The 17,809-nt window shown below is 40.4% G+C and carries 18 protein-coding genes and 1 other RNA gene; 4 read left to right on the forward strand and 15 right to left on the reverse strand.

The window, feature by feature from the left end:
- Positions 1-256: 256 nt before the first annotated feature.
- The 8 genes from DET59_RS21755 to DET59_RS16240 all read right to left on the reverse strand — a co-directional run bounded on the left by DET59_RS21755 (position 257) and on the right by DET59_RS16240 (position 7,711).
- A complete protein-coding gene (locus DET59_RS21755; RefSeq protein WP_181778203.1) occupies positions 257-430 on the reverse strand; it encodes a hypothetical protein in 174 nt (57 codons plus the stop codon).
- 96 nt (positions 431-526) lie between these two features.
- Entirely contained in the window at positions 527-1,666 is a 1,140-nt protein-coding gene (locus DET59_RS16210) for a THUMP domain-containing class I SAM-dependent RNA methyltransferase (protein WP_113970665.1), read from the reverse strand.
- Between the two features lie 152 nt (positions 1,667-1,818).
- Positions 1,819-2,203, reverse strand: an RNA gene (rnpB, locus tag DET59_RS16215) — RNase P RNA component class B.
- 60 nt (positions 2,204-2,263) lie between these two features.
- Entirely contained in the window at positions 2,264-2,572 is a 309-nt protein-coding gene (gene gpsB, locus DET59_RS16220; protein WP_113970666.1) for a cell division regulator GpsB, read from the reverse strand.
- A 115-nt stretch (positions 2,573-2,687) separates the two neighbouring features.
- Positions 2,688-3,245 (reverse strand): SLOG family protein, encoded by a 558-nt coding sequence (locus tag DET59_RS16225; protein WP_113970667.1) that lies wholly within the window; start codon positions 3,243-3,245, stop codon positions 2,688-2,690.
- Positions 3,246-3,503: 258 nt separating this feature from the next.
- Positions 3,504-3,836 (reverse strand): CotD family spore coat protein, encoded by a 333-nt coding sequence (locus DET59_RS16230; protein WP_113970668.1) that lies wholly within the window; start codon positions 3,834-3,836, stop codon positions 3,504-3,506.
- Positions 3,837-4,171: 335 nt separating this feature from the next.
- Positions 4,172-5,455 (reverse strand): ribonuclease H-like domain-containing protein, encoded by a 1,284-nt coding sequence (locus DET59_RS16235; protein WP_113970669.1) that lies wholly within the window; start codon positions 5,453-5,455, stop codon positions 4,172-4,174.
- Between the two features lie 18 nt (positions 5,456-5,473).
- Positions 5,474-7,711: a DEAD/DEAH box helicase gene (locus DET59_RS16240; protein ID WP_397540959.1), complete on the reverse strand. Its 2,238-nt coding sequence runs from the start codon at positions 7,709-7,711 to the stop codon at positions 5,474-5,476.
- Between the two features lie 261 nt (positions 7,712-7,972).
- Between DET59_RS16240 and DET59_RS16245 the strand changes: the two genes are divergently transcribed.
- Positions 7,973-8,416, forward strand: a complete 444-nt coding sequence (locus tag DET59_RS16245; RefSeq protein ID WP_113970671.1) for an Hsp20/alpha crystallin family protein — start codon at positions 7,973-7,975, stop codon at positions 8,414-8,416.
- Between the two features lie 56 nt (positions 8,417-8,472).
- On the opposite strand, the gene DET59_RS16250 is transcribed toward DET59_RS16245, so the two are convergent.
- A complete protein-coding gene (locus DET59_RS16250; RefSeq protein ID WP_258549705.1) occupies positions 8,473-8,964 on the reverse strand; it encodes a YppG family protein in 492 nt (163 codons plus the stop codon).
- Positions 8,965-9,165: 201 nt separating this feature from the next.
- On the opposite strand from DET59_RS16250, the gene yppF reads away from it, so the two are divergent.
- On the forward strand, positions 9,166-9,348 hold the full coding sequence (gene yppF / locus DET59_RS16255; RefSeq protein ID WP_181778204.1) for a YppF family protein: 183 nt from the start codon (positions 9,166-9,168) through the stop codon (positions 9,346-9,348).
- Positions 9,349-9,376: 28 nt separating this feature from the next.
- Here yppF and DET59_RS16260 read toward each other — a convergent pair whose 3' ends face one another.
- The 3 genes from DET59_RS16260 to DET59_RS16270 all read right to left on the reverse strand — a co-directional run bounded on the left by DET59_RS16260 (position 9,377) and on the right by DET59_RS16270 (position 11,458).
- Positions 9,377-9,733 (reverse strand): YppE family protein, encoded by a 357-nt coding sequence (locus tag DET59_RS16260; protein WP_113970673.1) that lies wholly within the window; start codon positions 9,731-9,733, stop codon positions 9,377-9,379.
- Positions 9,734-9,802: 69 nt separating this feature from the next.
- The gene (locus DET59_RS16265; RefSeq protein ID WP_113970674.1) at positions 9,803-10,057 is read right to left on the reverse strand and encodes a hypothetical protein; all 255 of its coding nucleotides are present in this window, start codon (positions 10,055-10,057) and stop codon (positions 9,803-9,805) included.
- A gap of 363 nt (positions 10,058-10,420) precedes the next feature.
- The gene (locus DET59_RS16270; protein WP_258549706.1) at positions 10,421-11,458 is read right to left on the reverse strand and encodes a DUF2515 family protein; all 1,038 of its coding nucleotides are present in this window, start codon (positions 11,456-11,458) and stop codon (positions 10,421-10,423) included.
- A 115-nt stretch (positions 11,459-11,573) separates the two neighbouring features.
- Between DET59_RS16270 and recU the strand changes: the two genes are divergently transcribed.
- Together recU and DET59_RS16280 are read left to right on the forward strand one after the other, a co-directional pair.
- Positions 11,574-12,182: a Holliday junction resolvase RecU gene (recU, locus tag DET59_RS16275; protein WP_113970675.1), complete on the forward strand. Its 609-nt coding sequence runs from the start codon at positions 11,574-11,576 to the stop codon at positions 12,180-12,182.
- A 103-nt stretch (positions 12,183-12,285) separates the two neighbouring features.
- Entirely contained in the window at positions 12,286-15,027 is a 2,742-nt protein-coding gene (locus DET59_RS16280; RefSeq protein WP_113970676.1) for a transglycosylase domain-containing protein, read from the forward strand.
- 37 nt (positions 15,028-15,064) lie between these two features.
- Here the strand turns inward: DET59_RS16280 and DET59_RS16285 are convergent, their stop codons facing one another.
- From DET59_RS16285 to DET59_RS16295, 3 genes are all read right to left on the reverse strand, one after another.
- Positions 15,065-15,580: a YpoC family protein gene (locus tag DET59_RS16285; RefSeq protein ID WP_113970677.1), complete on the reverse strand. Its 516-nt coding sequence runs from the start codon at positions 15,578-15,580 to the stop codon at positions 15,065-15,067.
- Positions 15,577-16,233 (reverse strand): endonuclease III, encoded by a 657-nt coding sequence (nth, locus tag DET59_RS16290; protein ID WP_113970678.1) that lies wholly within the window; start codon positions 16,231-16,233, stop codon positions 15,577-15,579. Before nth ends, DET59_RS16285 begins: the two co-directional genes overlap by 4 nt.
- Positions 16,234-16,335: 102 nt before the next feature.
- Positions 16,336-17,046, reverse strand: a complete 711-nt coding sequence (locus DET59_RS16295; protein ID WP_113970679.1) for a DnaD domain-containing protein — start codon at positions 17,044-17,046, stop codon at positions 16,336-16,338.
- Positions 17,047-17,809 lie beyond the last annotated feature (763 nt).

A 17,809-nucleotide genomic window follows, 5' to 3' on the forward strand; every position in this document is an offset into this window, starting at 1 on the left:
GAAAGTTGATTGGAGCGGAAGGATGCTCGACTCCTGCGGGAATAGCTGGACAGGTGAGACCCCGGAGGCTTGCCGAGGAGGCTCACCGCCAGCCCGCGGAAAGCGAGCATCCTGGAGCGGAAATCAACCTATTACTTTCTCTTCTACAAAAGCAACAAGCTATACGAAAAGAGCCTTAACATAAGAAAAGAGACGCTCCATACAGGGGTAGATCTACCACTTGTATGGATGTCCCTAGTCTCCTTTTAGAATACACTCAGTCGTATATTCTCTTTTTCCTTAACCATTCATATTGAAAAGCCTGATCAAGGTTTTTCGTTGCTTCTTCCAAGCCTGCTTGGATGGCTCCTCCTTCTTCTCCTGAAACGGAAGAAATAGAGCTTTGCAATGCCTGATAGATTTTGTGGTAATCGATGAAAGAATGGTCCATCCTCTTTCACTCCTCTAAAAATGATAGAACTATTATACGCAGGAAGTGAAAGGGATATTCTGAACTTCTATTCTTTTTATTGTGAACTTGAAATGATTACCCTTTTCTCGGCGGACGCGGGCCAAAGTATTGATAGAAATCTGTTCGAATAAATCCGTTAAACAATTTACGTTTTTTCGTAGCTTGTTTACCGTAGACTTGTTCAAAGTTTTCATGGGAAGTCATCATGTAAACAGACCAAGTATCCAGCTTCTCGAAAGCTTTCCCCATTTCCTGGTACATTCTCTCCACATCTTTTCTTTCTCCTAAACGTTCACCATAAGGAGGATTTCCGACGATGATGCCGTATTCCAATTCCGAAGTGAAGTCTCTTACTTGCATTTGTTTAAATTTCACCAAGTCTCCAAGTCCCGCTTCCATTGCATTCTCTTTGGAAACTTCAATCATTCGGTGATCGATGTCCGTACCCAGTATTTCAAGAGGCTGGTCGTAGTTAGCCAAATCCTCTGCTTCCATACGTGTTTTCTCCCAGACCTCAGTAGGCATGAGTGGCCAGTTCTCTGACAAAAACTCACGATTGAATCCTGGAGCAATATTTTGCCCGATTAAGGCCGCTTCAATCGGAATGGTTCCAGACCCGCAAAATGGATCTACAAAAGGTCGGTCAGGGTTCCATGTCGTTAATTGGATCAGGGCCGCTGCCAGGGTTTCCTTTAAAGGGGCCTCACCTTGTCCGATTCGATATCCCCTCTTATGAAGACCTTGTCCACTGGTATCCAGGGTGATGCTTGCTACATCTTTATGGATCGCCACCTCGATTTTAAACAAAGGACCCGTTTCGTCAAGCCACGATGTACGTTTGTATGCTGTACGTAAACGTTCAACGATTGCTTTTTTTACAATCGCCTGGCAATCAGGTACACTGTATAGCTTTGATTTGACGGATTTCCCCTGAACGGGAAATTCTGCGTCTACTGGAAGGAAGTTTTCCCAAGGCAGCTTCTTTGTATTTTCAAAAAGTTCATCAAAGGAGTACGCTTTAAAGTCTCCAACGAGTATCTTAATCCTGTCAGCGGTTCTCAGCCACATATTGGCTCGGGCAATAGCCGTTTCATCCCCTTTGAAGATGACTTTTCCGTTATCCACCCGACATTCGTATCCCAATTCTTTCACTTCTTTTGCAACAATTGATTCTAAGCCCATCGCTGCCGTTGCAATTAATGTATATGTACTCATAATTGTCACCCCGTCATTAAGTATCTTTATATCAATAGTATAGTCTTGTTTCCTTAAATATAAAAAGGACTGATACAAAAGAGCAGTGTATTACCTGCATGTATCAGTCACTTGCATTATTTAATCCTTATTGCTCTTATCCCGTAATAATGTTCTGTAAGCCATGTTTTGTTCCGTTGTACTACAAACGACTCTTCGTCTCGTACTCGGGTGGTAATCATCTATCTACAAAGGAAGCTCCTTTGTCCCTCTCTTCGTTCGTTTCCTCTGAGAGGATTCCCCTACCTAATTTGGGTTTCTCGCTCGTGGGGTTTACCTCGTTCCACTCCTGCCATTTCTAACAGGACTTCGTCACTGTGGCACTTTCAAGGTAGTCACACCATATCCAAAGGACTTAGGTGTTTTCCCTGCCGTCAACTCAAAACTTGAGCTGCCCTAGCTTATGAATTGGCTAGGCACGATCACTACGTGCATCTCAGCACCGTGCGAGCATGGACTTTCCTCTACAACTTAACGTTGCAGCGATTACCCGAACACCATTAAGGATCAGCAATAACTAATTATACTGTAGTTCTTCCAAGTATTCAACTGGAAATATCAGTCATACAATTTGTTTCCAAATACATGTTTCTCTAAATTAGACAAGCGCTTAAGAATATCGAAATTCGTTGTGCCTGTCTGTTGAGCCGGAGCAGCGGAGCGTTGTTTACTTGCTCCCTCAACTTGTTTCTTCAATCGCAGGTTTTCTTGCTGCAGATCTTCTATTTCTTGATGGAAGGTTTCATAATCTTTTATAATCAGATCTAAAAATTTATCTACGTCTTCTGGTTTATATCCCCGCATGCCACTTTTGAATTCTTTTTCCAGGATATCCTTGGCGGTTAATTTCACTTTATCTGAGATCATTATATTCACCTCTATATTTATGACTATCATTTTTTCAAATAACCATCAGTTTGTCAATTATAATTGTTTTCGGGGCTATACAATTCCCGAAGTGTTAATGAGTAATAAACATCCTCTACTCATTCTTCCACTGCTCTTCTTCTACGACCCATTGCAGATCATGGAAGGTGATCGCCCTTATTTCAAAGGAAGGATCAGTTTCTTTCTTCTTCTTCGCTTCTTGATAGAAGTACCTGGGTGAGCCTTCTTTTTCTTCATCGTACAGTATCACTAATGCTTGGCTTTTTTGCAAGAATAACTGATTTTTGTTTCGGAATTGCTGTGGACTCTTGTAAGGTTCTTTTGAGATTGACTCGACAAAATCAGCTTGAGAAAGAATGAGTTCATAGTACTCTTTATTGGGGTCGTTCCAATTTTCTTCCTGAGAGAGAAAAGGAGTCAATATAGCCAGTTTAAGATCAGGGTAATCTTCCTGAAGCTCAAACACCACTTCTGCCCCCCAAAGCTCAACCCCAATTTGCCCACTAATGAGTACCCATTCTAATTCTTCATCCAAAAGGGATACTAATTCTTTCTTTAGAGCCTGCTTTATGTAGTGAATTGCTTTGTCATCTTGCTTAAAAACTCCCAGTTCAAAGGATTTATATCCGGTTATGCACGCAACATTACTCAAATGCAAAACTCCTTCATTAAACTTTCAGGACAGACAAGTTCTCTTTAAAGCTTAGTGTGCCCCAATCCTTTACACTCTATTGTAACATATTTTACGAATTACGAGGTCAATATCCCAATATATCAGATAATATTTACCATCATAAAGAAGAGATGACCCTAATAGGCATTAGTCACTTTAGCAGAGCGACACAGTGTATCACTCTGCAAATAAAACTAACCTCTTAGAGGCATCTCTCTGAAGTCTTCACTCAGAATATTATCGTCCCATACCATACGGTCCGAATGGTGGTCTTGGACGCGGTCCGAATCCCGGGCCGAATCCCGGTCCTCCTGGTCCTTGAGGTCCACCTGGTCCACCTGGTCCACCTGGTCCACCGCCACAGTTGAAATGTTGGTGTGAAACACTGTCTACTTGTGATTGTGTTTGTGGGAAATAATGTTTATGTTGATACATAACATTATTTACATTTGTCGTGTGAGTAGGGTGAATGTGTGGCACCTCATAGGTGTTGCATGACTGATTCACACAACATTTTGTCGGGTGCATGACTGCAGGAAGTACTTGATTGGGTCTTGGTCTTTTATACATAGAAACGCTCTCCTTTCATCTCTTAGTTGTTACACTAATAGCCTATGAAACGAAGAGGGTACATGTACTAATGCAAATACCTATTTTTAGGAAAACATTTTGCAGGCTTACATAAAGCTATATAAACTTTCCGGATAATTGGTAAAAACAAAAGCCGTTAAACCAATGACGACAAAGAACAAAATTAAGATCGCTCGGTTCATTTTCATCATCCCATCTAAATATTAAATATTTTCAACACAATTAACTATTTTACATCTACTTTTGAAAATTCTCAATATAAAAATAAGGAGTTTGAACCACTTTTTTAGTATAATTTATAAAAATTTGTATATCTAGGATGGATGGTCTGTATTCTTATTCAATTTTCTTGTTAACCGGTTCTTTCGATGATGAAGTTTCCCTGTAAAGACCTCGTGCTTCTGACTGTTTGCTTCCTTTGTTTCAATCAGCAGTGATTCAAGTTGCTCACATCTTTCTAATGCTAACTGGAAATTCTTCGTTTTGTGCTCATACAATTTAGCCAGTTCCAACAATACGACTTTTCTAATGGACATAGGGGCTGCTTTCCACACTCGTTCCCATAACTCTATCGCCTTCCACTCTTCTTTGTCTTTCTTGTATTGAAGAGCGAGGAGGTGCATCGCCTCATAGTTTGTCCTGTCATCCTCCCTGATTATCTCTTGATAACGTTCTTTTGCAATCTCTCTGTTACCCGTGTATTCAAGCCATCTCCCGACCTCGAACCGCTCTTGGTCAGAGGATTTCTTATGGACATTCAACAGTTGAAACGTTAAATGCGTATAGAGAGTGATCAATGACAATATATCCAGCTCATTATGGGTAATAACCTTGAATATACCCTCCGGATCCTTACGCTCGATATAGTCAAAATAAATCATAGGGGCTAAATATCCCGGAACATCGTCTACTCTATTAAATCCAAGTATCTTTCGCTCTACGTTTACTAATTTTACCGACTCTAACTTGTGCTTGAAGAGTCTTCTGGATCCGTGATAAAGGTCAAAATGTCCAAATGCGGGCAATTTGGGAACATGATCTTTAATGAGTGTATGCCTTGTCTTTACCTGAGGCCAATCAAACGCTTTTCCGTTATATGTCACGAGTGTGTTATAATCCACATGGCTTAAAAAGCTGTGATAGAGAGGTATTTCACTTCCCGGTTGTGGCAAAAAATGCTGGGTCACTATCACCTCTGTTTCTGTCACCCTCCCATGCCCTAATAAAAAGATTGTATTTCCGACCCCCCCACCTAAACCGGTCGTTTCCGTATCAAAGAAAAACATTTGTTCATGAGTAAGCCCTTTAGAAGACAAGGGATGAACACCTGCAAAGTCTTGCCAAGCATCCACCGCCCTAATAAAATCTTTAAACGTGTAGTCCCCATGCTGATGATCGATTGGATATCGCTTCTCTCTCACCAGACAAAAATCACCGTCAATATCGTACATAGTGGCACCATTTTGTTTCCATAAATCAAGAAATGGCAAGTCTGCCGCTTCCTGCTCTATAATGGGAGGCTGACTTTTCTTCTCTTCAGCGTCCTCTTCTCTAATAAGATGTTTCTTCATTCTGGATAATTTATTTTTAAGTGACATTTTGATTCCCTCCTTCTATTATTGAAGGAAAAGATGAAGAAGATTTAATGTATCCACTTTGGCTGTGTCCAGTGAATGATCCGTTCCAATACATGATGGACAACCAGCTTTACACGGACATCTCTCAATCATAGCAGATGTCTCAAGGAGTATTTTCTCCATCTGTTCATACACCTTTTCACTTAACCCGATTCCCCCAGGGTACCGATCGTAGATAAAGACGGTAGGCTGTTCATTATGTGCAGCTTTTATTTGGGGCACGACGAAAATATCACTGGGGTCACACATCACAAATAAAGGAATAATCGATTTCAAGCTCTGTGCCGCCCCAATGAGACCTTCTTCCAAACGCTCCTGACTAAATGAAGCAGCGTCTTTTAAAGAAATCCAGCTTGAGCTCGTATGAAGTTCTTCTTCAGGAAGATGGATGGGTCCTGATCCAATATTTTCGTGGGTATCAAATTTAATTTTCTTAAAAATCGTTGCCATTGCTTGAACAGTTACGTCCCCATAAGCTACGTCATACCTTTCCCCGGTGCGAATCTTGTCTGTTTCGAGTACTCTTAATTGTACAGCCAGATTGGCATCAGTGAAATAATCCACGTCCACTTCCCGTACATACGCTTTCTTTTCTTCCCAATCCAGTTCCTCTACTTGAAATTGTACTCCCTGGTGTAAATAAATCGCTTCATCATGCAATAAGGTCATAGCTGAGAAACGATCCATCTCCCCTATAACTTTCACGGCTGAGATGTCGGTTTGGTCAATAATGATGACATTTTCCTGGGAAGCTGAGCGAAGGCTGATGTTATGTGCAGGAAACACATCATTCATCCAATACCATTTTTCACCGTTCTTATGAACCACCCGCTCTTCTACTAAAAATTCTAAAATATCATCAATGTCGTGCCTGCCAAATTGTTCCCCTTCCTTAAAGGGAAGCTCATAAGCAGCGCACTTGATATGATCAATGAGAATAATCAAATTATCAGGGTTGATTCTCGCCGTTTCAGGCGTTTGCTCAAAGAAGTAATCCGGATGCTCAATAATGAACTGATCTAATGGGCTAGAGCTTGCCACCATGATGACCAGAGATTCCCCATGTCTTCTGCCGGCTCTTCCGGCTTGCTGCCAAGCACTTGCGATCGTCCCGGGATAGCCGGTCATGATGCACACTTGTAATTGACCGATATCTACCCCTAATTCAAGGGCATTCGTGCTGACAACTCCGTAGATTTCACCAGATCGCAAGCCTTTTTCAATCTCCCGGCGTTGAGTTGGCAGATATCCTCCCCTGTACCCTCTGATTGATTTCGTTCCTAATTGACTTTTCACCAATTCTTGTAAGTAGGTAAGGATAATTTCCACCCTTACCCTGCTTCTGGCGAATATGATCGTTTGCACCTTATTCTTCAATAACTCACCAGCAATCCTCCTGACCTCGAGGGTCGCACTCCTGCGTATATTCAACGGTTTGTTTACAACAGGGGGATTGTAGAATACGAAATGCTTTTTGGCACTTGGTGCACCGTTATTATCTATCAAATTCATTTCATTACCTGTTAAATGCTCTGCCAGCTCTTTCGGGTTTGCAATCGTTGCCGATGTACAGATGAAAATGGGAGAAGCTCCATAAAACTCGCAAATCCGTTTCAATCTCCTGACCACATTGCTTACATGGGAACCAAAGACTCCCCTATATATATGAAGTTCATCGATTATTACGTATTTAAGATTCTCAAATAGAGACACCCACTTTGTATGATGAGGAAGGATGGCTGAGTGGAGCATATCTGGATTCGTTATGACGATATGCCCAGCTTTCCTTACTTTTTGCCGGATATTGGCGGAGGTATCTCCATCATATGTATAGCTATTAATAGAAGCTTCTGCTTCTGAGATGATTTCGTTCAACTCGCTTTTCTGATCTTGTGCGAGAGCTTTAGTTGGAAAAATATATAACGCCCGTGCACCCGGGTTGTCCATGATCGATTGTAATACGGGAAGATTATAACAAAGAGTCTTTCCCGAGGCTGTTGGAGTTACCGCGGTAAAGCTCTTTCCTTGCATTGCCAGCTGAAAAGCGGAATGTTGATGGGTATAAAGCTTTTCGATGCCTCGTTTTTGCAGTGCATTTTTTATTTTTTCATTTATCTCCAGTGGCATATCTACCAATTGAGCAGGTTTTTCATCTATGGTATGCCAGTGAACAATCTGTTTATTGAAATCATCGTCTTTTTTAAAATGTTCTATCAACTGCTGAAGATTGTTTTTCTTAAACACAGGTATCACCTCTTCTATTCATTTTACCGAATCTATGTTCGAAACTAAAGAAAAAAAACCAGGTTATCTTTTCCGCAATTATCTAATTAGAATGTAAAGGAACTTATATGGGGGAGACTTTGATTCTTTGCCCTTGTTCATGAACCGGTTTATATGGAGGTATAGGACAAATGCACATTTTCAGCAAGCGTTCATACACTAGTATGAATACTTTTGCGTGAGAGGAGAATACCCATGTCGAACGAGAGAAAAGGTTTTGGTGACCTGATGCATTCCATGAACGAGTTTTTTCATGAAAAACCTATGAAAGGAATGCTTCAAAGCATTGATGAATTTTTCACATCTTCTTCTAACCCATTTGGTTCTTTCCCGGTCGAGTTAACTGAAACAGACAATTATTATATCGTGACTGCACAACTACCTGGTATTAAAAAAGAGCAGATTCATCTTGATGTGTTCCCTCAGTACATTACGATTTCTGTGACCAATAAAGAAGAGTTCTCCGAGGAAAATGATCAAAATCAAATGATCAGAAGAAAGCAATCCATGAAAAAAAGCAGCAGGACCATTCCATTTCCAAGGGTGGTTAATGAAAAGAATGTGAAAGCTTCTCATAAAGATGGATTGCTGACTGTCAAGGTAGACAAAGAATCCGGTAAACGAATCCCTATAGAATAAGTTTCCTATTACCATTTGAAAAAGGAGCTGCCGAGTCGGCAGCCCCTTTTGTCATTCTATAGTTTAAATATTCCACCCAAGCCTTTTACCAAAGAGGAGACTTGATTAATTGCCCCCATCATTTGTCCTGTCGTATTCATCATTTTATTAAAATCCAAAGATCCATCCTGTGACTTGAATGAATTCATGATCGAACTTACTCCTCCAGACTGAGGTTTAGCCATGAACGAGGCTTTCGGATATGGATTAGCATAAGCCTGTTGTTCCATTGCTTTCATTTGGTACGGATTGTATTCTTTCTGCTGTAAAGGATTTTCAAAATATGGATTCATTTGCTGCTGGTTCATCTGTTGATATTGGTTCATTTGAAACCCCGGTGCAGGATATTGGGCTTCTGGTTGAGGATAATAATTAGGTTGGAAAGCTCCATATTCTGGAGGTCGCATACCCTGTCCTTGATAGTTCATCACTGTGCCCATATACGTTGATTGCGAAAGATAACTTGGATGATAGTTACGCATCTGTCTCGAATGAAGTAAAGAATTCATACTTAGCCCCCTTACTTTATAATGGTTACTATACTTTATGTTTTAACTGGATAAATGGTGAAAGAACCCATAAAGATATTTCGACAAACCCAAGAAGAATGTCGGAAGTTACACTATTCTTACAACTTAAAGAAAGGGTTTTCTATGATAGGATAAATGTAGATGCAACGCAATGAAATATAAGTATTGGGAGGAATTAAGGTGAACCTGAGTGAACTGCTGAAGAGATACGAAAGTAGTAAACATTATCAAGCAACGGATCAACAAGAACTTCTTACAATGGCCAAAAAACTTTATATTTCTAATGAGATTTCACTGCATCATTATAAAGAGCTAGCGAAGCAAATCAATACAGTAGAAGAAAAAGCAATTTCAACTCCATAATGTAAAGAGGCTGCCGGTCGGCAGCCTCTTATTTTTCATTCAATTCATCCAACTGGGTCTGCAGTACATATGAGACAGATTGATAATGACTGATAAACCGGTTGTAACTGGACTCTGGAAAGAAACAGTGAACCGATAGCATCTCAATATTGTCGAACGTGTTTAAAATTTGAGGGAAATGAAGGTGTTTTGGCCTTTGTTCCTTGATCCAAATCAAGGACAATTCTTTCCACGCATCATTCGCCGCTTTTACTTTATCGGCAAAAGGTTTCACTTCTGTGTAAAAGTCTCCTTTTTCACTTGACTCACGTCTGCCTTTATATTCTTTCATCATCTGCTCAACAAGGATGAGCAGTTCCCCCGTAACTTGCTTCAACTCTTTCAAAAATAGCCCTCCGTAAAAATGTAGACAAAAATAAAAAGTAGCACAACGCTACTTTCTTATTAATTCAGTTTAAGACGTCTTATAGGATAATTCAAGTTTTTGTAAGACAAAGGACTTTTCTCTATTTTTCATAAGAACGGTTTTAGACTCCGCATTTCTCTCCACCGAGTTCAATTTACTGTCGATTTTCTGTATCTGGTTCGTCAACGAATTCATTCCTTCTTGTTCTTCGACTGAGATTCGATCATGCAGACTTTGTTCTAATTGATTCAAACTTTCTTCAATTTCAGCTAGTTTCAACATAATATCTTGTTTTGGAAGCATTGTGAATCCTCCCACCTTTTTTTTGGATTAATACTGTAATTCTCTCTTTATGAACCGTTCCCTTCCCCCCTGACAAAACTAGAAGCGTTTCGCCAAAGAAAGTGTTAAATGGACATGAGGTTAATTATGTTTCGACACTTACTGAATAAATAAGGCGTTAACTAGAAAATAATATAGGTGGAGGTGTTACCCAATGAAAAATCAAAAAAACAAACAAAACAAACAGCAAACTACAAATTCAGCCCAAACCAAAGCCTCAAAAGGCAACCCTAAACTACAAGGCGAAAACCGTCCTTCTACCTAAAAAAGCGGAGGCGGCTCGTTCAGACCCGACAAGCATGACAAGAAGAGACCAGCACTACTTTAGGGTGTTGGTCTCTTCTTCTTTCTATCCCTCTTCCAGATCTTTTTTAACCCATCTTTTACATTTGCCACCTTCTCAAGCTGCCTTTGCTTATGAAAAAACCATTTTGTTAATTCGATTCCATGAGGGAGTCCCTGCTCTTTGTACCAATCCTTATTCATCTTCTTCTTAATCGACCAGTCCGTATGAGTCTTCCAGTGATGTGGAACATCGTCATAAGCTTGATGGAGCATTGGCGTATTCGTTTCTGGGACTCCCTTACAATACTGTTCGTAGTCTCTTCTGGATCCTGTATGCTCTACTTGTAAAGCAAAGTTCAAAAAGGAGGAGTGATGATCAGGATGAAATAAAATCGTAAATAATTTATTTCCTAAAAGAATTCTGTTTTCTATTTTTCTGAAGCCATGGACACTCGCTCCTAAAAGTTCCCCCTCTAATGTCGGAAATAGAACGGAGCTGAAATGGAGATGATCTTCAATAAAGAATAGAGTTGAACCAAACACCCTCTTCTTAAATACCTCATGTTCAATGACCGGTCCTTGAATGAGGTGCTGCTCATTTATTATTAGGGAATGAACCAATCTATGGTCATCTCTCTCCACCCAATAACGATTCCACTCCTCTTCCATGAAGCTTGAAATATGAAATTCTTTAAACAAATGAAACATTTTCTTCTTGTACCTCGTCGAATAATGATAGAGAAGGAGTTGAGGAAAGGCATCCTGAAAAATGCTCCAGTTAGCTCTTTCATACGTCATGAATAGATCATCGCGGGTAGCCGGATGTAAAAGGCGCGTGAAGATATCACCTTTCAGATCGGTCATATTCCAGCCGGCATTCCTTGATACCATCGAAGCCAGGAAAGACCATTTTATTTCAGGATGAAGAAGGAAGAATTTTTGATAAGCCATCGTTCTTGATATATTATCTTGATTATGCAGATTCACTAGTTGCTTGATTTCATAAATCCACTCATTTGTACGTTTAGGTTCAGGTATATAGGGTAAAAAGCGATAAGTATTGCTCATTTCATCCATTCTTATTATCCCCCTCTCTCCTATAGCCATAGATTGAGGAGATTTGTAAACAATTATTCACACAAATTGGAGTGGTTTCTGTTATGATATAGATTAGTCTGCGAGGTGAATTACCATGAAATTCCATTATCCTAATGGTAAGAAACATGTGGAAGCGTCATTACCCTCAAAAAAAGCGAAGGCAAAACCGAAACAACTATCATATAGCAACAGAGGTATGACCCTTGAAGATGACATTAATGATACGAACCAATATTATTTAACGTTTCATAAAGCAGTCATTCACAAAAAACCGACTCCCGTTCAAATTGTGGATGTCCATTATCCATCGAGAAGTGCGGCCGTTATTAAGGAAGCCTACTTTAAGCAGCCCTCCACGACGGATTATAATGGTGTGTACAACGGAAGATATATCGACTTTGAAGCGAAAGAAACAAAGAATAAAACATCCTTTCCACTTCAAAATTTTCACGAGCATCAAATCCGGCATATGGAAAACGTCCATAATCAAGACGGCATTACCTTTGTACTAGTAAGGTTTTCTGCTTCCGAAGAAGTGTTCTTACTTCCCTACCAAGCTCTAAGGGTTTATTGGGACCGCATGATAAATGGAGGAAGAAAATCAATCAAACGGGAAGAGCTTGAGGAAAAAGGAGTCATCATTCCTTTAGGGCTACATCCCAGGGTCGATTATTTAAAAATAGTCCATCAGTTATATTTTTAGTTTACGAAAAATGAGTTAATCTATAATTTATCTCAATATCAGTAGTATATTTTAAATCTTAGACAATACTAAAAACACTGAAGATTGAAAGTGAGGAAACAATATGGCTGGTCAATATAAGTCAAGGGAAGAAAAGCGTCTGGCCCAACAAAAGTCAAAATCCACAAAGAGCAAGAAAAAGGGCTCTATGGTTAAGCGCGTCATTATATCATTATTTATCATCGGTATTATCGGGATGCTTGCAGGTGCTGGATTATTTGCTTATTATGCGTCCAGTGCCCCTAAGCTTGATGAAAAATTACTCAAGGATCCGATTGCATCAGAAATTTATGATATGAACGGGGATTTGATCACGACCGTCGGGAAAGAAAAACGGGAATACGCAAACTTCGATAATATCCCAAAGATCATGCAGGACGCGGTCCTTGCCACAGAAGACAATCGATTCTATAAGCATAACGGAATTGACTTGATTCGATTAGGGGGCGCCGTCATAGCCAATGTGACAGGCGGTTTCGGTTCAGAAGGAGCTTCGACGATTACCCAGCAAGTGATCAAGGGTTCTTTTTTAAGCCCTGAGAAAACATTAAAAAGAAAAGCTCAAGAAGCATGGCTGGCTCTTAAGCTTGAGCAGGAATATACAAAAGAAGAAATCTTTGAAATGTATTTCAATAAAGTGTATATGTCCGCTGGAATAAACGGAATGGCTACTGCTGCAGACTATTATTACGGTAAAGACATTAAGGACATCGAGCTTCATGAAGCAGCCCTGATTGCCGGACTGCCTCAAAGTCCAAACAATTATAATCCTTTTAAATACCCTGAAAAAGCGGAAAAGCGACGAAATATCGTTCTATCTTTAATGGAACAGCACGGTAAAATCAATGAAGAAGAAAAAAAGGAAGCACAGGCCATCCCGATCACTAAAGGATTGGTATCAGCTGAAGAAGTCGAAAAGAAAAACGGAAACAAATATCCTGCGTTTGTGGATGCGGTTATTGATGAAGTACAAAAAATGGGTGACTATAACCTATTTTCAGATGGCTTAAAGGTTTATACAACCGTTGATCCAAATGCTCAAAAACGTTTGGAAGAAATTTTAGCAGGTGAAAATACCAGCTTCAGTTATCCGGAGAATCCTGAAGAGCCCCTGCAGGCGGGGGTAACCCTTATGGATACGAAAACGGGAGAAATCAGAGCGATTGGTGGCGGCAGAGAGCAGGATCCAAACGTTCAGCGTGGATTTAACTTTGCAATCGATACAAAACGTCAGCCCGGATCTACGATTAAGCCTTTATTAGACTATGCTCCTGCCATCGAGCATTTAAAATGGTCAACCTACCATATTTTAAATGACGAGCCTTATAAATATTCTGATGGAACAGAACTCAATAACTATGATGGTCAATTTAAGGGGCCGATCACGATACGAGAGGGTCTCTGGGATTCCCGAAATATTACTGCCCTAAAAGCCTTTCAGGAAGTCGGTCCAGAGAAAGCAGAGGAATTTGTGAATGGTCTCGGATTAAAGTTCGATCATTATTATGAATCTGCTTCAATCGGTGGTGTGTCTCCTGGAGTAAACTCCGTACAAATGGCCGGCGCTTATGCCGCATTTGGGAATGAAGGTATTTACAACAAGCCACATACGGTTACAAAAGTCGTCTTACGCGATGGTGAAACAGAGATTAAAAATGATAATAAACCAAAGCCTGCAATGAAAGAATATACCGCTTATATGATTTCTGATATGCTGCAGAGCGTCATTGATCATCCAAGAGGAACAGGCCTTTATGCCAAGGTGCCAGGTTTACCGATGGCCGGAAAATCAGGTACGACGAACTATACTCAAAAAGAACGCGAAAAATACGGAATTGCTAAGACAGGCGCACCTGATTCATGGTTTGTAGGCTATACCACAAACTACACAGCGGCAGTTTGGACTGGATATAAGACACGTTCCATATCACTATCCCCTACGGATAGAAGGGTTTCACAATACATCGTCAGTGACCTGATGAGCTATGTTCACGAAGGCGTTGACACACCTGATTTTAATAAACCGGACAGCGTGGTTGAATCCAAGGTTGAACTAGGAAGCAATCCGCCTAGACTTCCAAGTGAATACACTCCAGATGACAGAGTGATTACTGAATTATTCGTCCGTGGAACGGAACCTTCCAAGGTTTCAAAAGAATTCGACAAGATTGATGCACCTTCAAATCTGAAAGGTAAATTCAATAAGAAGGATCAAACCATCACTCTTGCCTGGGACTATGGTAAAGAGAAGGACGTTCAGTTTGAAGTTGCGGTTTCGATAAATGGTGAAGCGAAACAAGTATTAACGACAACGGATAAGAAAGGATTAAATGTAGAAAACATTCAATCCCAAGGAACGTTCACCTTTGAGGTTGTAGCCATATCAGGAGATCAGCGCAGTAATCCTGCAACGGTCAATGTTGATGTCAAGGCTACTGATGATGAAGATGAAGAAAACCCAGATGAAAACAACGATGAAAATCAAGATAACAATGGTAATGGTAACAATAATGGAAATAGCAACGGTAATGGAAATGGTCAAGGAAATGTTCAAGGAAATGGGAACGAAGAAGATTCAGGTAATGATGGTGAAGACACAGGTGACGATGATGGCACTACTCCTCCACCTGAAGGAGATGGGACTGGTGACGGAGGTACAGATGACGGCACTGGTGATGGAACTGGAACCGGAGATGGAACCGGAGATGGAACTGGTGACGGTACCGGCGGTGGCTCTGGAACTGGAGATGGTGCCACGAATGGTGCACCTGCCACCCAATCGGACTCCCGAAGAGAACAAGAATAAGGTAAAAAGGCAACGAGAACATGTTCTCGTTGCCTTTTTAGTTTTCTCTAGCCCGCTTTAGAGCCAGAGATTTAGCATATTGTTTATGTTGTTCCACGAATAGCTGAGATAACTGTACGAAAGAATGGAAAAGGGTTGGATTAATCCTGATAAATGACATTCTCTCCCCTGCGTTGACCGGTTTAATGGAAAGACTATCAATGGGAGTAATGTCAGAATTTAATATTACCGGCATTGAATTACTCCAGTATAAAAGCATATAAGCTTGTGCAATACTCTTTTTCATCAGAGGTAATGTATCCTTGGAACGTTTATTAAATAACGTTTTAAGACACTCCTCCCCCTCTCTCCAGCTCTTAAGTATGTTATTTATAAAGTATTCATGATCCACCCAGGGAAGCGAACCTGGAGACTCCTCATTGAAATAGAGAATTTCATACGCGAAGAAAGGCTCATAAGGTATGATATGAGAAGTATCCACCCTCACTTTTAAATCAGGAAAGAAAAAAGGATCCTTTAGTTGTAATGGAATGCTTAAGGTCATTTCTTTCATATGTTACCTTTTTTCTTTAGCCTCTTCTGACCTTCTCTGCATAGATCGACCAGCGGGCATACATCACATTGAGGTGATTGGGCTTTACAATGGTACCTTCCAAAGAAAATCAACCGGTGATGAGTTTCGGACCATTCTTCCTTCGGGATTTTTTTCATTAACGTTTTCTCTACTTCTAATACGTTATCTTTCCATCGGCAAATCCCTAATCTCTTACTTACACGTTCAACATGGGTATCTACTGCCAGAGCAGGCACTCCAAATGCAACCGATACTACTACATTTGCTGTTTTCCTTCCTACACCCGGCAGCTTCACTAATTCTTCATGACTTTCAGGAACATTCCCCCCATGTTCAGTCAGGATGATCTCACATAGTTTACGAATGTTTTTCGCTTTGTTTCGGTATAACCCGATGGAACGTATATCCTGTTGAAGTTCTTCCAAAGAAACATTCAGATAATCTTCAGGTTGCTTATATTTTTCAAATAAGCCTTTTGTAACTTTATTCACGAGGGCGTCAGTACATTGAGCCGACAGAAGCACCGCAATGACAAGCTCAAAAGGATTTTCATGACGCAGCTCACAGTGAGCGTCTGGAAACATCTCTCTCATTTCATCTAAGCAAATTTGTATTTGTTTTTTATTTAGCATGTATCCTAATACCTCCAACTTGTCCTAAAAATCAACAAAGATTATCCAAAATAAAAATAGACCAACCCTCAAGCATTTGAGAGTCAGCCCCTTTTTTTCGCCCTATTGCTCAAGCCAATTATAAAATGGTACTGATTTTCGTTTAGGAGAAGCAGCAGAATCATTGGAAGCTGCGGGGTTTTGATGAGAACGGAAGCGCTGGCTTTGGTTACGCGCATCTTCAATGGTTTTCACACCGTTTTTCTTCCATTCGAATAGAATCCGATCGATATATCTAAAATTCAGCTTGCCGGATATGACAGCTTCTCTCAATGCTGCTTTAATAATAATAGCATTATGATCATCCTGATCCAACCACATGGCCAGGGTTTCACATTCTAACGGAGATAGCGGACGACCAAATTCCTGTTCGAATGTCGTGTAAATGTCCGCTTCTTCTTCCATGGATTTCTCCATCTGCTTCATTTTGGAATCCTGTATTACGAACTCAGCCATTTTTTCCCATAAAGGATTAAGAGAATACTTTTCAAACAGGATTCCATCAGGTGAAGATCCCTCTTCGATCGATAGAAACTGTTGTTGCATTAACTTTCTTAAAATAGATGAACAGTATTCAGTAGAAATACTCATAGGTTCCGAGAGCTCTTCTGGTGTCGGGAAATAGTTTCCCTTTTCCAGATGACCGTAAATTTGCAATAACAGAACAAACTCTGACTCATTTAAACCAAGGGTATTGTAATTTGATAATAATAATTGCGGAATGTTAAGTGTCCCCTCTTCGATCCAGGACACCATTAAACGTTTATAATCCATATTCGGCACACCTCACTCACTAGTATATCATGCTTCAGTATATGTGGACATGGTTATGAATTAGAAGAAAGATGGAAATAAGAAAAGATGAGCCGACTTTTCAGGACCAACAAGCCTTTAAGGAACAGTAGGGGCAACTGTATAAAAAATGCTGTTTTCACAAGGATATTGTTTTGTAACATACGATCTGCTAGAAGCTCTGTCAACAAGCTTGTGCTGGATGGTGAGGGGAACAGCTCCGCTTTCCGCGGACGTTCGGCCGAGCCTCCTCAGCTTCGCTTCCGGGGTCTCGGCACGACCGTACTTCCGCAGGATCTTTAAGAGATTTTCGTGACAGAGCTTAAAAGTGTAGAAACAATCTAAAAAGACAATTTCTTATGCTACTTTGTAGATCGTTTGTTTTTGGAAACAAAGAATCAATAAATCTACAATAATTTGTGTTTTCTTTCCGTCATTTTGCAGTAAAAATATGGATTCACAGAGTGGATTGTAGCGGAGGGCACTTGACTCCTGCGGGAGATAGAGGAAAGGTCGAGACCCCACAGGGCAAAAGCCCGAGGAGGCTCGACTTCCTCCCCGGGGAATCTTGTGCCTGGAGAGAAAAGGAACGGTCCCTGTTTTCTAACTACCACTTAGAATAAATTCACTTTCTTGAAGGTATACAAGCACCATCCCCGCGGAAAGTTAGCATACTATATCAGAAATGAATTCCTACTTTCATCTACAAAGTAGCCACAATCTCAACAAAAAAAGAGCCAAAATA

The organism is Rossellomorea aquimaris, assembly GCF_003315075.1.
Classification (GTDB): Bacteria; Bacillota; Bacilli; order Bacillales; family Bacillaceae_B; genus Rossellomorea; species Rossellomorea aquimaris_C.

What these genes read in the sequence shown, in the direction of transcription:
- DET59_RS16230 (WP_113970668.1), bottom strand. Translation starts at nt 3,836, where the DNA reads ATGTATAAAAGACCAAGACCCAATCAAGTACTTCCTGCAGTCATGCAC.
- DET59_RS16285 (WP_113970677.1), bottom strand. Translation starts at nt 15,580, where the DNA reads ATGAAAGAAATGACCTTAAGCATTCCATTACAACTAAAGGATCCTTTT.
- DET59_RS16270 (WP_258549706.1), bottom strand. Translation starts at nt 11,458, where the DNA reads ATGGATGAAATGAGCAATACTTATCGCTTTTTACCCTATATACCTGAA.
- DET59_RS16295 (WP_113970679.1), bottom strand. Translation starts at nt 17,046, where the DNA reads ATGGATTATAAACGTTTAATGGTGTCCTGGATCGAAGAGGGGACACTT.
- DET59_RS16265 (WP_113970674.1), bottom strand. Translation starts at nt 10,057, where the DNA reads ATGCTTCCAAAACAAGATATTATGTTGAAACTAGCTGAAATTGAAGAA.
- gpsB (WP_113970666.1), bottom strand. Translation starts at nt 2,572, where the DNA reads ATGATCTCAGATAAAGTGAAATTAACCGCCAAGGATATCCTGGAAAAA.
- nth (WP_113970678.1), bottom strand. Translation starts at nt 16,233, where the DNA reads ATGCTAAATAAAAAACAAATACAAATTTGCTTAGATGAAATGAGAGAG.
- DET59_RS16210 (WP_113970665.1), bottom strand. Translation starts at nt 1,666, where the DNA reads ATGAGTACATATACATTAATTGCAACGGCAGCGATGGGCTTAGAATCA.
- DET59_RS16235 (WP_113970669.1), bottom strand. Translation starts at nt 5,455, where the DNA reads ATGTCACTTAAAAATAAATTATCCAGAATGAAGAAACATCTTATTAGA.
- DET59_RS16280 (WP_113970676.1), top strand. Translation starts at nt 12,286, where the DNA reads ATGGCTGGTCAATATAAGTCAAGGGAAGAAAAGCGTCTGGCCCAACAA.
- recU (WP_113970675.1), top strand. Translation starts at nt 11,574, where the DNA reads ATGAAATTCCATTATCCTAATGGTAAGAAACATGTGGAAGCGTCATTA.
- DET59_RS16250 (WP_258549705.1), bottom strand. Translation starts at nt 8,964, where the DNA reads ATGAATTCTTTACTTCATTCGAGACAGATGCGTAACTATCATCCAAGT.
- DET59_RS16245 (WP_113970671.1), top strand. Translation starts at nt 7,973, where the DNA reads ATGTCGAACGAGAGAAAAGGTTTTGGTGACCTGATGCATTCCATGAAC.
- DET59_RS21755 (WP_181778203.1), bottom strand. Translation starts at nt 430, where the DNA reads ATGGACCATTCTTTCATCGATTACCACAAAATCTATCAGGCATTGCAA.